Source organism: Marinomonas sp. THO17, from assembly GCF_040436405.1.
In the GTDB taxonomy this organism is placed as follows: domain Bacteria; phylum Pseudomonadota; class Gammaproteobacteria; order Pseudomonadales; family Marinomonadaceae; genus Marinomonas.
In genome coordinates this window covers 1128929-1142699 of the sequence record NZ_AP031575.1, presented here as the reverse complement: position 1 = coordinate 1142699, position 13771 = coordinate 1128929, and the positions used below count along the sequence as shown (strand labels likewise).

Here is a 13771-nt window from a genome sequence, read left to right as displayed (position 1 = left end):
TCATGCCTTTTGTAAAACTAAAGTGAACACCAGTTCGGCTTGGTTATTGTAATTGGCTTGTAGTTTACCATTCATGTCTTTCGCCAAATTCGCGCTGATGGCCATGCCTAATCCCAGACCTTTGCCAATGGGTTTGGTGGTAAAAAAAGGTTCAAAAATATGCGCGAGTTTGTCTTCTTCTATACCAGGACCATTGTCTTTGAATTCTATCAGAATTTGTTCTCCAACGGCTTTACTGCACAGTGAGATTATCGGCTTGATGTCTGTTTCTGCACAAGCTTGAATGCTGTTGCTGATGAGATTACTGAAAATCTGTTCTAAACGGCTGGGTTCGGCCAGAACTGCATCGTATTCTGTTATTTGTATTTGGTAATCTAGGAATTTTGCTTCCTCGCCCAGTCGATCAATTGCCTTGTTAAAGCAGTCTCTTATCGAGGTGCTGACGAGTTGTTCCGGGCGTCGAAACGCGAAAACTTTTAATTCGCTGGTAAGGGTCTGCATTCTGGTTACCAAGGATTCCAAATCGGTGACCACTTTTAAGGCTTGTTCTGAGTCTTGACGTTTTAATAAGAGTTCCGCTGTATAAGTAAGAGTGCGAATGCCTGTCAGTGGCTGATTAAGTTCATGGGCTATGGCTGTGGACATTTGTCCGATGGCGGCTAGCTTTTCGGTACGTAGCAGTTCTTGTTGAGCTTGTTCTAAAGCTTGAGTACGTTCCAATACACGGTCTTCCAACTGAGCATTGGCTTCCAGTAATTTCAATTCGGCTAACTTACGTTTGCTGATGTTTAATAATGTCACTAGATAACCAAGCTCATGGTTCCATTGCAAAGGTGATACTGAGAGCAGGGCTGGAAAGGTGTCGCCATTGTGTTTTACCAACATCACTTCTTGTTCCAGAAAATCCGCTTTTGCTTGGTAATCCTGGTGGGGTAAAGAGGAAAGGAACTGACGAGCCCGTTGGTTTTCATCGGTGTCGGGAAGGAAGTCTAAGAGGTTGTAAGAAATCAGTTGGGCGTCTTCACCAAAATAACGCTTGCCCATTGGGTTCACAAAGGTCACTTTGCCGTCAGCGGTTAACAGCAACAGGCCAACATGGGTATTTTCAATCAATACCCTCTGTTGCAAAGCACTATTGGCAATTAAAGTTTGATTTTCGAGTTCCGAGGCGATTTTCAAGGAGCGCTCGCGGCGATATAACCAAAATACAAACAGCAAGGCAAAAACGCCTAAGCTGATCCAAGCCAGATCGCGTGCTCGTTTTTTGATGGTATCCAGACTCGACAGGTAATGAATTTGCCATTGAAGATCATCTAATAGTACATCTTGCACTAGATAATCTTGTTGGTTGAATCGATAGGTTTTCGCTTGGGTTTGGTCAAAAAATTCTACAGTCCTTTGTTTGCTTAACCAATCACTGCTAATGATTTGATTGAGCTTGTTGGTAACAAATACCAGATTGTTTTGGTCCGTTATAAACACCAAGTCATCCAGTAGGTTCCAACGTTCAATCAGTTCACTAACATCAATTTTAATGGCTATAGCCCCCGATAAATGGCCTGCGCTGTCATACACTGGAGCCAGTGCTAAGTGAACAGATTGGTAGGTTGTAGGTTTATAACCTGAAATCAGCAAGTATTCTCCTTGGTGTTCTTGCAGTGTTTGGCTTAGATTTTGAAGGTGAAAATAATCGGATAAGATGAAGTTAGACGATTGATCGCTAGACAAGATGGCTTCACCTTGAACAGATAAGATAAGCCAATCCTGTGTATTGGAAACTTGCTTTAAATCTTCCAATTGGCGTTGCATTTGACGCCGAATTAAAGTGTTGTTGGGATCGGACATGAAAGCCAAGAGTGTTGGGTTGTCAGCTAAAGCATAAGGGAGTATTTGATAGTCTTTTAGTTCGTTGCGAAGCTCGATAACATAATTCAATAACCTATCTTGGCCTTGAGTATGCTTTTCGATCACTAAAAATTGATAGGCAAGTTTATTGACAATGATGAATAAACTGATTGAGCAGGCCAAAGCTAGGCTGACAAACCAAAATTTATGCTTTTGAAAAGAGGCGATCAATGAGTCTTTCTCATGGTAAGGTTTGTTAATACAGCACTTACCAGAGTCTGATAACAAGCTTTAGATAAGCGCCAAACTGCGTAACAAAGTAACCCCAATACTGGTGGTAATCAAGGAAGCTAGGGTGGTGATGACAATAATATTCGCCGCCAAGGTGGCGTTACCATTCATCGCTCTTACCATAATATAGCTGGCGGATGCGCTGGGTGCTGAAGACATTAAGAAGAGAACGCCTAATTCCATTCCGCGATAGCCTAATAAATATCCACCAAAAGTCAGCACAACAGGAATAAAGATTAGTTTGCCACAAGAAGACAATACCGCACCAAATAAATCCCTACGCATTGAGCTAAAACTTAATGAGGCACCAGCACACAAGAGTGCAAGTGGTAAGGTCATTTGCGCAAAATAATCACCGGCTTTATGCAAAGTAGTAGGTAAGTGAAGTCCAAAAATGGAAAACACAAAGGCGGCCACAATGGCAATGATCAAAGGGTTTTTCATAATACCCTTGAAGATGCCTTTGAAATTGGTGTTGCCACCAAGTCCACGAGTCAGGCCTATTACTGATAGAATGTTGAATAAAACAGTGACGCCCCCTAAATACACTGAGGCGACGGCGAATACGTTATCGCCGTAAGCATTGACACAATAAGCCAAGCCTATGATGCCCATGTTAGAGCGAAATGCCCCCTGAACCAGTACGGCACGTTCCGCTTTGTTTGGGATCCAGACCGCCATAATGAGCTCTAAAGCAACATAGGTGACGATCACCGCCAGCATGGCATAAATCACCAGTGAAAAATCCGTTTCACTGGTTAAGCTGGTTTTAGAAATACTGATAAAGAGTAAGGCGGGCAAGGTAACATTGAACACCAATTTAGACGCAGTATCGATAAAATTGTCATTGATGATGCGTAATCGATAAAGAATGACCCCCAATGCCAATATTAAAAATATTGGCATTGTAATAGAAAAAGAAAATGCCAATACGTCTAAAAAGTTGCCCAACTTGTTTCCCTTTTACTGTTCACACTTGGTGAGAATTAGTCGTTGTTTTCGAAACGGTATCCCGCACCATATACAGAATGAATAACATTCAGTTCGGGGGCAACAGCCGAAATTTTCTTACGTAACTTCTTAATATGACTGTCGATGGTACGATCACTTACCACACGGCTATCGGTGTAAATGCTTTTCATGATCAGATCACGACCAAAGACCCGTCCAGGTTCTTTGATCAAAAGCTGTAATAATTGGAACTCAACGGTGGTCAGATCAATCAGTTCACCTTTATAAGTAGCACGAAGGCGATCCACATCAAGATCAAAGCCATCAGTACGTGGTGATTCTTCTTGGTCAAGTTCAACGCGGCGCAAGTTAGCTTTCACGCGAGCGACGATTTCACGCGGGCTGAAAGGTTTACAGACATAATCATCAGCGCCCATCTCAAGGCCGATAAGACGATCGATTTCTTCTGCTTTGGCCGTTACCATTATGATAGGCACACTGCTGAATTGGCGAACCTGTTTGCAAATTTCCACACCATCTAGACCAGGCAACATAAGATCGAGCAAGATAGTATCAACTTGGTTGTTTTTAATGTAGTTAACAGCAATGTCACCACGATCAAGGTGATGATGTTCGTACCCCGCTTGTTCTAGATAAGCGCCCATCAATTCAGCCAATTTTGGTTCATCTTCGATTATTAGTATCTTACTCATATCGTTACTCTTTCCTTATCAGTTTAAAGGGAGTTCTATTTTTATGCCTAACCCGCCAATAGGAGAATGGTAGGCACTGATGTTACCTTGATGACCGTCCACTATGTTGGTACAAATGGCCAGACCCAATCCACGGCCGCCAGTCGCTCTGTTACGAGAATTTTCGATGCGATAGAACTGCTCAAAAATTCGGTCTTTGTCTTCATCACTTACGCCAGGTGCACTGTCTTCAAATAGAATAACGGCATTTTTCCCCTGTTTTGATAAACTGACTTTTAGTTTGCCAGGTGCGTTTGTGTACTTTAATGAATTATTTATTAAATTTGAGAACAGTTGATGTAACCTGTCGGCATCGCCTGTCATGATAATGGGGGCGTTTTCCTGATCTTCAAATTCAATTTCAAGTCCCGCCTCGCTGTAGGGAAGCGTCATTGCTTGCACAGATTGCTCGACGATATCCTGCAATTCCAATTCTTCCATATCGTAGTTCAAACTGCCCATATCATGCATGGAAAGTTGGTTTAGGTCATCAATTAAGCGCGCAATATGTATGGCTTCATGCTGCAATGACGCCAAACTTTCTGGTGTGATCTTAATAATACCATCTTGCATGGCTTCAATTTCGCCACGTAAAATTGCTACCGGAGTACGCAGCTCATGCGCGGTATCTGCAACCCATCGTTTACGCGCTTCGCGGGTATTTTCTAAGGTGTAAGCAAGGTGATTAAAATCACCACTCAAATCGGCTAATTCGTCGCTACCTTTTACTTCAATGCGAGTATCAAATTGGCCCATTGCCAGCTTCTTGGTGGCCATGCGCATTGAACTCAATGGACGACTCAGCCACTGTGCCAAAGGCCATGTTAGCAAGGCTGCAATGGCGAGCATAAAGGCGGAGATCAGCAGGAAGGCCTCACCTTGTTGTTTTACAAAACGGAGAGTTTGGTCTTGTACCAGTTCACGAATGGAGCGCAAGCCAACGTAACCTACAATCCTATCATTGACTTTAACGGCATGTGTCTCGGCACTGGCGAAAGGAACAGAACCAATAATAGAATGCTGTTGTTGATCGTACAGAAGAAATCGCTGACGATAATATTGTGATGGGTAAATGAGATCCAAATTAGGTGTGCTTGGCGGTGGTACCAAATCGCGTAGGTTTTCCAATTTGGCCTTGTACCACTCTTTTTCCATACGGCTTTCTTGAACTAAGAAGTACCAGTCATCATAGTAGATATACAAATTAGCGGTGCGGTTGGCCATTTGCTCAAGAAAATCACGATCACGTTCGGTGGCGTAGGAAACAAAGCCACGGTCAAAGCTCCATTGAAAGACTTGCCACATGGAAACAATTAATAAGATGTTACTGAGAACGAAAACGGCAAAGAGCTTATGTCGAATCTTTAAGCCTTTAAGAGCGGTCATGGTCGAGCTTAAATTCCTGTATTTTATCCAGCTTGTACGGCCAGAAATGAGTCGTTTCGATATAAGATTGGCGTCAAATATCAAGCTAATTCGAATAAAAATATGCTAATCGTATGTTTACTATACAGTTTCTTGTGGAAACTTGGCTACTCGCTAGAGGTGTAAATAATGAGGATTTCCATTCTTCTATCAGCTTTAGTATTATGCGCAAAAAAATTATGCTAAAGAGTCTCCATAATGCCCAAGTTACCTGCTATTAGAGCAGTCTTTTCCTTTTCTTTGATCGTATTAAATACCTTACTTTGTTTCTTGCCTGTTATGCTTTTAGCCTTACTGAAAAGCTGTTTGCCATTTGCTATTGTAAGAGCGCATTTGAATCTTTGGTTGGATCATATTGCGACCTTTTGGATAGGGATGAATAATCTCAATCAGCGTTACTTCGGGCGTACCAAGATTGCTCTTAGCGGACAACAAGACTTGTTGGCAAAGGATTGGTACATGCTGGTGGCGAACCATCAATCTTGGGTAGATATTCTAGTACTGCAGCGGATTTTCAATCGCCGTATTCCTTTTATTAAATTCTTTTTGAAGAAAGAGCTCATTTGGGTTCCTTTTATTGGTTTGGCTTGGTGGGCATTGGAATTTCCTTTTATGAAGCGTTACAGCCCAGCTTTGCTGAAAAAACACCCTGAGCTGAAAGGTAAAGACATTGAGGTCACCAAAAAGGCGTGTGAGAAGTTTCAGCATTTTCCTGTGTCTATCATGAATTTCTTGGAAGGTACTCGTTTCACTCAAGCTAAGCATGACCAACAATCCAGCCTTTTTCAGCATTTATTGATGCCCAAAGCGGGTGGTCTGTCGTTTGCATTGAATGCGATGGATGGAAAATTACATCAGCTGATTGACGTGACCATAGTGTATCCAAAAGGCATTCCCAGTTTCTTTCAATACTTATCCGGGAAAGTTGCTGAAATCAAGGTACACATTCGTACCATGCCAATTGATATGAACTTATTGGGTGACTATCAAAACGATGCTGAGTATCGACAAAGATTTCAACAATGGGTCAATCAACTCTGGCAAGATAAAGACCAAAGATTTGCAACTATGTTGAACAATCAGGCTGACTAATTGTACGCTGATTAGCAGCTTTTGCTTAGCAAGAGTTCACACTGGTAAAGTGAAGCGTTAAAATCACTTTTTTTTAATCTGTAATGAATAGGAATACGTAATGGGCAGAGCCTATCAAAATCGCAAAGAGTCCATGGCAAAAACCTCAGATCAAAAAGCTAAGGTTTACAGTAAATATGGTCGCGAAATTTATGTTTGTGCAAAGTCCGGTGGTATTGATCCAAATGGCAACCTAGCGTTGCGTTCACTGATTGACCGTGCGAAGAAAGATCAAGTGCCAACTCACGTTATCGACAAAGCAATTGATAAGGCGAAAGGCGGTGGCGGCGAAGATTTTGATACAGCCCGTTACGAAGGATTTGGACCAGGTAACACTATGGTGATTGTGGATTGTTTGTCTGACAACCCAAACCGTACCTTTGGCGATGTGCGCACTTGCTTTAATAAGGTGAAATGTAAGATTGGTGGCCAAGGCAGTGTAAGTCATATGTTTGATCACAGTGCTATTTTTGTCTTCAATGGCGATGATGAAGAAGCGGTATTGGAAGCTTTGATGATGGCAGATGTGGACGTGACCGACATTGAACTGGAAGACGGGAAAGTGACGGTTTTTGCACCAAACACCGAATATGCAAAAGCGAAAACAGCCCTAACAGACGCTTTTGGTGACATGGAATTTGATATGGATGAGATTCAATTCGTGGCACAAAACATGACACAAATCCAAGGTGAAGACGTTGAGCAGTTTGAGCGTTTTCTGGATTTGCTAAATGAATTAGATGACGTTCAGCGTGTTTACCATAACGCTGAATACTAAGATCATATGTTCGTGAAAAGCGGATGTGATCAAGGCGCTCTGTTGTAAAGGGCGCCTGATAGTAAAAAAGTGAAGCTAAAGAGTTATCTTTATCAAGGCAAACTAATGAGCTCATCAAAAGAATCACACAAAGTAAACTCAACTCAACAAGAAAGGCTGCCTTCGCCTTGCGTAAATGTATGTTATCTAGACGATAATGATGTCTGTGTTGGTTGTTATCGTACTGGTTATGAAATCAGTCAATGGGGCAGTTTGGCGATAGAGGGGCAGCGCGCCATTATGCAAAAGGTGAGAGAACGTGAAGCGGCTAGTCAATTTGTGAGCCAGTCTTAACCTTCCTGCCAAATGAGTTTTATTTCAAATTTACAACCCAAGTAATTGCTAACGGCTTAAGGTCATTTCTCAGCAGAGGTTTCTTGCTGATTTTTTAAGGCGATCCACTGAGACATATATTGAGTACTTTTCAGGCTGTGATGTCGCAGCATTTTGCCCCAAAAGTGATGATCTCTCAGCACATCTTTGAGTTGAACTTGTCTTAGTAGACGTTGAATCAGTTTGTTTTGCCACTCGTTTCTTTGAAAGCGTGCGTTGAGAATGGAAAAACCGTTATTCTGCATCAGTTGCCAACTTGCTTGGTCTTGATAAAGAGACACAGCAGCAGCAACAAATTCATCCACATCATCTGTGATAACGCCATTCCAGGGCCAAGGTCCCGCCATGGCCTCCGCGCCTATCTTGGTGGTAATGCTGGGTGTGCCAACTTGCATGGCTTCTACTAACTTGCCCTTGATACCAGCGCCAAAACGTATTGGAGCTAAACAAATTCGGGCTTGCGATATGACTTGTTTTGCATCTTCTGCCCAACCCTTAATATGAAAACCTTGTTTGGGGTTGTGTAGTTGGCTGGCTTTGGGAGGTGGATAAGCACCGTAAATGTGCAGTTCTGTTGTTGGTAAAGCTTGACGTATTTTTGGCCAAATGTGTGTTTTTAGCTGTCGTACCGCATCCCAGTTTGGGGCGTGACGAAAGTTACCTATGGTGACGAAATGCTGCCTTTCCTCAAAGAGGGGAAGAGCTGTGCTTTGTGGCGCTTCTTCAAGCATGAAGGGTAAGTACATCAGATGGCTTTCTGGTACTTGGAACTCGTCTTTTAGTAATTGTGTTTCGTATTCTGAAATCATCAAGGTAAGATCGCTGCGGTGTATGGCGGCGATTTCACGCACTCCTAAGTCAGAATACATATCCTTCAACTGAAAAGGGCGTTCGGTTTTTACCGCCTGATGACGTCCATGACGAAGCGAATGCAAATCTTCTGTGTTGAGAACACGTAAGGCGTCCGGACAGCATTTTTCAACCCGCCAAGCGAATTGTTCTTCCATCATAAAACGATCAAAGATAACGATGTTAGGTTGTAAATCATCGATAAAACGGTCAAAGCTGTCGTTGTTTAGCTCGATTTGCGTCACATTGATGTTGTACTCACTGAGATCGGCCATGTGGTCGCTAAGTTGTGCTGGGCTGGCGAAGGTGATTGGCCAGTTTTGTTGATGAAAACTGTGCAGTAATTGCATCATACGGCTGCCGGCGGCAGAGGAGTTGGGTTCGGGCCAAACATAGCCAATTACTAATATTTGCACTGTGATCTCATTATAGGGCGCGGGATAAAGAATTTGATTCTGTATTCAAAGAGAATCAGGACATATGGATCCGGCTATTGTATCATGGCGATCTCATTTGTGTTGCCTGTCTCATTTGAAGGGATTGCCAGGCAAGACGTAATCGAAACATGATGTTGAGAAAATACTATGATCATTAAACCAAAAATTCGTGGATTTATTTGTACAACGACTCACCCTGTGGGCTGTGAGCAAAATGTGAGAGAACAAATTGCTCTTACTAAGAAAAATGGTGCCATCGAAAACGGCCCCAAAAAAGTACTCGTGATTGGTTCTTCTAGTGGTTATGGTCTTTCTTCCCGCATTGCCGCTGCATTCGGTTCTGGTGCTGCAACCATTGGTGTGTTTTTTGAAAAACCAGGGACGGAGAAAAAGCCAGGTACAGCTGGCTGGTACAATGCGGCCGCGTTTGATAAAGCGGCGAAAGAAGAAGGCTTGTACGCGAAAAGTATTAATGGTGATGCGTTTTCAAATGAAGCGCGTGACAAGGTTATCGAATTGATCAAAGCGGATCTTGGTCAAGTTGATATGGTAGTTTACTCCTTGGCGTCTCCGGTTCGTAAATTGCCAGATACGGGGGAAGTCGTACGTTCTGTATTGAAGCCGATTGGTCAGCCATATCGCTCAACCGCCATCGACACTAACAAAGACGTTATTATTGACGCTGAGATTGAGCCAGCAACAGAAGAAGAAGTCGCTGCTACGACCACCGTAATGGGCGGTCAAGATTGGGAATTATGGATGTCAGCCCTACAAGACGCTGGTGTGCTTGCTGAAGGTGTGCGTACGGTTGCTTATTCATACATTGGTTCTGACATCACTTGGCCTATCTACTGGCACGGTGCTTTGGGTAAGGCGAAAGAAGATTTAGATCGCGCGTCTTCAGCCATTAACACGCAATTGTCAGCACTCAATGGTGGCGCGAATGTTGCGGTATTGAAGTCGGTTGTGACGCAAGCGTCTTCGGCGATTCCTGTGATGCCTTTGTACTTGGCAATGGTGTTTAAGGTAATGCGTGAAAAAGGTCTGCACGAAGGTTGTATGGATCAAATTTATCGCATGTTTGCTGAGCGCTTGTTCAACAATCATAATCCAGCAGAATTAACAGATGATATGAATCGTCTGCGTTTGGATGACTGGGAATTGCGTGAAGACGTACAACAAGCTTGTCGTGATTTGTGGCCGCAAATTAATGATGGAAACTTGTTTGCAGAGACAGATTATCAGCTTTACAAAGATGAGTTCTTGAAGTTGTTTGGCTTTGGCGTAGATGGCGTGGATTACGAAGCGGATGTTAATCCAGACGTGACGTTTGATGTGATTAGTCTGTAAAGACATTCAAGCTCGGCAAATACATTCCGATAAAAGGAGTTCAGAGAGATCTGAATTCCTTTTTTATTGTTCCTTAATCTTCTATAGTGGAGTAAGGGACTGTTTTGGTGACGCTATGAAACCTGTTAATTTAGCATTATGTTTTTTTTCCTCACTGTGCTTGGCGCAAACGGTTGAGCGTCAGCCTGTGGAGATTATTTATGGTAATCAGGTGATTCGCGCTGAACATCAAGTGGTGTTGAGTTCCAAAGAAGAAGTTGCCGTCATACCTGTCGATTCTGCTCGCGAAGAATATAAGCCTAATCTCGTCATTTCTCCAGATGCGTCAGGTCTCACTTATCTCGAAGAAAATGCCATCTCTGAGCGAGAACAAGCCATATACGATGAAGTGAATAAGCGAACCAAAGAAGCACCTTTCACCGTATTGTTTACCGGAAATGTGCCTGAAGAAATTGAGGAAAGGCGCTTGCGTATGATGCCTGAAATCGGCTTGTTAAATGAAAGTGGTGAAAACATAACCGAAGAGATACAACCCGATGTGGGGGATTTTGCGCCAATCGGTCAAGGCGCTATTCCGCTTCCTTCTGGTGGTGGTGAAAGCTTGAAGGCCAAAGAGAGAAAATTAGAGGCTTTGATTGGTGGCTGAGGTTTCTTGCCAGCCATGTTGTGTGAGCCAAGTGTTATCCATTGGTTGGTTGTGTACTAGAATTCGCGTTGTTTGATTTGATTCGATCTTTTCCTTTAAAAATGCCATAAAATCGTCTTTCTTTATCCTGTTAATGGAGTTTATCCATTCTTCTTGTGTTTTGAAGTTTGGTGTGGACTTGGCGATCTGGTGCCACTCTTTTAAGGCGTTCTCAGCTAAATTTTTTGCTTTGCGCGTGACGTCTAACAACATGCCTTCTTTTACACGATGAAAGTCTTCATCAGAGAGGTTTTTAAGCTTTACTTTCTGTTCATTTAGGAAGTCTTCAATGGCCTTGATAATGGTCTGGTTGCTCTTATTGGGGGATTGTACTAGCAGCCCAAGAATAGGAGTATTACGCACACTTAAGTCCTGCGTGCCTACAATGTAACCAAGTTGTTTGTCGGTACGTAATTCTTGATAAAAAGCGCTTTTAATCAATTTATTCAGTAGGGTGAAGTAACATTTTTGTTGAATGCTTTTGCGTTCAGTTTCTTGTTGATGACTGGTGTCGATCAGGGTATACAAAATGACCTTGTCATCACTGTTGGATTGAAAACGATAATGCAGCTTTTCTAATGGCGTGATGGTTTTGGTTTCTATTTTTATGGGCGCACGCTCAATGAGTCGACCGGTAAAGCGTTCATAGAGCTTGTTTGCTAGCTGTTTGGTATCGTCAGAGGTGATATTACCTGTACTGTATCCAAGTAGGTTGAAGCTTTCTCTAGCGTGCTTGATGAAGTTAACAAAGTCTTCAAAGGTAAGTGTTTTTAGTGCATTGGTTAATGCTTCTTTTGTAAAGCTGTTTTTGGTAATCAGTGTATTAAAGGCTGTATTGGCATTGCGAAATGCTTGTCGATTAGCTTGATTTAGTAGGTCTTTTGCCAGCTGAAGTTTAGCGGCCTTAAAGCGTTCAGCATCAGGTCGGTAGAGAAACAGTTGATCCACTAACCAAACCAAATAATTTCCTTGTTTATCTGAATAGCCATTAGTGCGCAAAGTGACGCCATTGGCGTGCGGATAAAAACTATAACCTAAGCCAGCAACATAGGGAGAGTAGGTGGCTTCACTAATGCTGTTATTGAAAAGTCTGGTCCATAAACGATTGGCGAGCATGTGTTTGGGGGTATCTGCAGCATGGTCAAAGCGAAAGGCTAGAAAATGCATGGCAGTGGGTTTGTTGAAGCTGGGGTCGGATTTATTCCAAAACTGAAAACCAGTTTGTTTATAAACGACTTCTGGTAAGTCGTCTTTTTGTTTAATTAATGCCAAGCTGTCGGGAATGAATACATTTTTTTGTGGCAGGCTGACTAAGGTGCTTTTGACGGCAGAGTTCATCTCTTCTATTAGGTCTTGGCTAAAAAAGTGATTGCTATACTGGGTATCGTAATACGTTTCTTTTTGCCATTTACTGACCTCAGCAGCCCAGTGTTGTGGGAAGTCTTGTTGACTGGCAATTTGAATTAATAAGTGTTGTGGCGTCAGTTGATCCAACAAGGTATGTACTTCCTCAGCAGAAGCGGTGTGCTCCACTCTAAAGCTACCCAGCAAGTCCATTGCGGGAATCCTTAACAAACGAGATGATAAGGCGCGAGCCAGTTGGATGGGCTGTATGTAGCCTTGATTGTTGAACATGAGGCGACTGAGTTTTAGCCCTTCCTCTAAGTACAAAGAATTGACTGGAGAAGATTTGAGTAAGCTAATGGTCGCAAAAAACTGCTTGGCAACTTCATCAATCTGCGACATACCTTTGTTGGTTAAATGAATTTTGACGGTAAAAAAGGCATTGTGTCCATAATCCTTACTGGTGGTTGCTGAGATGCCTGTAATGAGGTCTTGCGCCTTTAGATTGGCGTACAAAGAGTGTTGATTTTCGTTGCCCAAAATATAAGACAAATAGCGTGTTGGTTGAGTTTTATAGTATGAATTTTGTGCAGGGATTTGGTAGTTAAAGCTAATGCTATTGTGGTCTGAGAGTGAGCGAACGAATTGCAGTTGTGCTTGATCAGGTTGAATTAAGTCAGGGTACTGTTTTTTTTCCAGTTGAGCCGATGCACTGGTAGGAATGTCTGAAAAATAGTGTTGTGCTAATTTGGCAAGTGTTTCTGGATTAAGATTGGCGACCAGGACCAAGGCCATATTGTTAGCATAATATTCTTGTTGATAAAGCTTAAGAAGCTGTTGCCTTAAAGGTTTGCCGGGTTGGTCTTTAAGAGTTTTTAAATTGCCAACTGAGAATCGGCTGTATGGGTGTTGAGGATTGATCAAGGTTTTTAAGGCTTGATTATTACGACGGCTGTCGGTCTTGATTTTGGCCTTGTATTCAGCGTCTACTGCGTTTTTTTCTCTCTGAGTAAGTGCTTCGCTAAACAAAGGATGAATAAAGAATTGTGAAAATCGATCTAATGCGCCTTCATAGGCAGAAGGTTTGACATCAAAAAAGTAGTTGGTGGTGTTTGTGCTGGTGTAGGCATTATGGGTACCAGCATTGTTGTGAATGTAGTATTGATAATCACCAGATTTTGGGTATTTTTGAGTGCCTAGAAATAACATGTGTTCAAGTAGATGGGCCAAACCTGGTTGTGTTTCAGGGTCTGCAAAGTTACCCACATTCACTGATAAGGATGCTGAGAATTTCTCTGCTTGAGGGTCGCTAACCAGGAGCACCTTAAGTTGGTTTTCTAATATTACAAAGTGGTATTGATTTTGGTCGGTACGACTCTTATGTGGAATCTCGACCATATGTCCCAGCAAGGTGTTTGTGTTTGCTGTGAGAGTATCTGATGTCTTGTTTGATTTATTGATTGGCTCTGAAGCACTCACTTTATTTTGTTGAGCTAATGCTTTGTCTATAGCCGTGCTTTGTTCAGCAAAAAGAGCGTTGCTGAACATAAGGTAAATCAGA

Annotated in this window: 11 protein-coding genes; 5 read left to right on the top strand and 6 right to left on the bottom strand. The window is 42.5% G+C overall.

What is annotated here, in order from left to right:
- The 4 genes from ABXS85_RS05360 to ABXS85_RS05345 are packed head-to-tail and all read right to left on the bottom strand — an operon-like array spanning position 1 to position 5225.
- The gene (locus tag ABXS85_RS05360) at positions 1–2076 is read right to left on the bottom strand and encodes an ATP-binding protein (protein WP_353669008.1); all 2076 of its coding nucleotides are present in this window, start codon (positions 2074–2076) and stop codon (positions 1–3) included.
- Positions 2077–2136: 60 nt separating this feature from the next.
- Positions 2137–3087 (bottom strand): AEC family transporter, encoded by a 951-nt coding sequence (locus tag ABXS85_RS05355; protein WP_353669007.1) that lies wholly within the window; start codon positions 3085–3087, stop codon positions 2137–2139.
- A gap of 35 nt (positions 3088–3122) precedes the next feature.
- On the bottom strand, positions 3123–3800 hold the full coding sequence (locus ABXS85_RS05350) for a response regulator (protein ID WP_353669006.1): 678 nt from the start codon (positions 3798–3800) through the stop codon (positions 3123–3125).
- A gap of 18 nt (positions 3801–3818) precedes the next feature.
- Entirely contained in the window at positions 3819–5225 is a 1407-nt protein-coding gene (locus ABXS85_RS05345) for an ATP-binding protein (RefSeq protein ID WP_353669005.1), read from the bottom strand.
- A 237-nt stretch (positions 5226–5462) separates the two neighbouring features.
- On the opposite strand from ABXS85_RS05345, the gene ABXS85_RS05340 reads away from it, so the two are divergent.
- From ABXS85_RS05340 to ABXS85_RS05330, 3 genes are all read left to right on the top strand, one after another.
- A complete protein-coding gene (locus tag ABXS85_RS05340; RefSeq protein WP_353669004.1) occupies positions 5463–6356 on the top strand; it encodes an acyltransferase in 894 nt (297 codons plus the stop codon).
- Between the two features lie 100 nt (positions 6357–6456).
- The gene (locus ABXS85_RS05335) at positions 6457–7173 is read left to right on the top strand and encodes a YebC/PmpR family DNA-binding transcriptional regulator (RefSeq protein WP_353669003.1); all 717 of its coding nucleotides are present in this window, start codon (positions 6457–6459) and stop codon (positions 7171–7173) included.
- A 105-nt stretch (positions 7174–7278) separates the two neighbouring features.
- Positions 7279–7506, top strand: a complete 228-nt coding sequence (locus ABXS85_RS05330; protein WP_353669002.1) for a DUF1289 domain-containing protein — start codon at positions 7279–7281, stop codon at positions 7504–7506.
- Positions 7507–7568: 62 nt separating this feature from the next.
- On the opposite strand, the gene ABXS85_RS05325 is transcribed toward ABXS85_RS05330, so the two are convergent.
- The gene (locus tag ABXS85_RS05325; protein WP_353669001.1) at positions 7569–8810 is read right to left on the bottom strand and encodes a glycosyltransferase; all 1242 of its coding nucleotides are present in this window, start codon (positions 8808–8810) and stop codon (positions 7569–7571) included.
- A gap of 168 nt (positions 8811–8978) precedes the next feature.
- Here ABXS85_RS05325 and fabV point away from each other — a divergent pair, with 168 nt between their 5' ends.
- Positions 8979–10181, top strand: a complete 1203-nt coding sequence (gene fabV / locus ABXS85_RS05320; RefSeq protein ID WP_353669000.1) for an enoyl-ACP reductase FabV — start codon at positions 8979–8981, stop codon at positions 10179–10181.
- A 115-nt stretch (positions 10182–10296) separates the two neighbouring features.
- Complete coding sequence (locus ABXS85_RS05315) at positions 10297–10827, top strand: hypothetical protein (RefSeq protein WP_353668999.1); 531 nt, start codon at positions 10297–10299, stop codon at positions 10825–10827.
- On the opposite strand, the gene ABXS85_RS05310 is transcribed toward ABXS85_RS05315, so the two are convergent.
- Positions 10804–13758, bottom strand: a complete 2955-nt coding sequence (locus ABXS85_RS05310; protein ID WP_353668998.1) for an insulinase family protein — start codon at positions 13756–13758, stop codon at positions 10804–10806. The genes ABXS85_RS05315 and ABXS85_RS05310 overlap by 24 nt on opposite strands.
- Between the last annotated feature and the right edge of the window lie 13 nt (positions 13759–13771).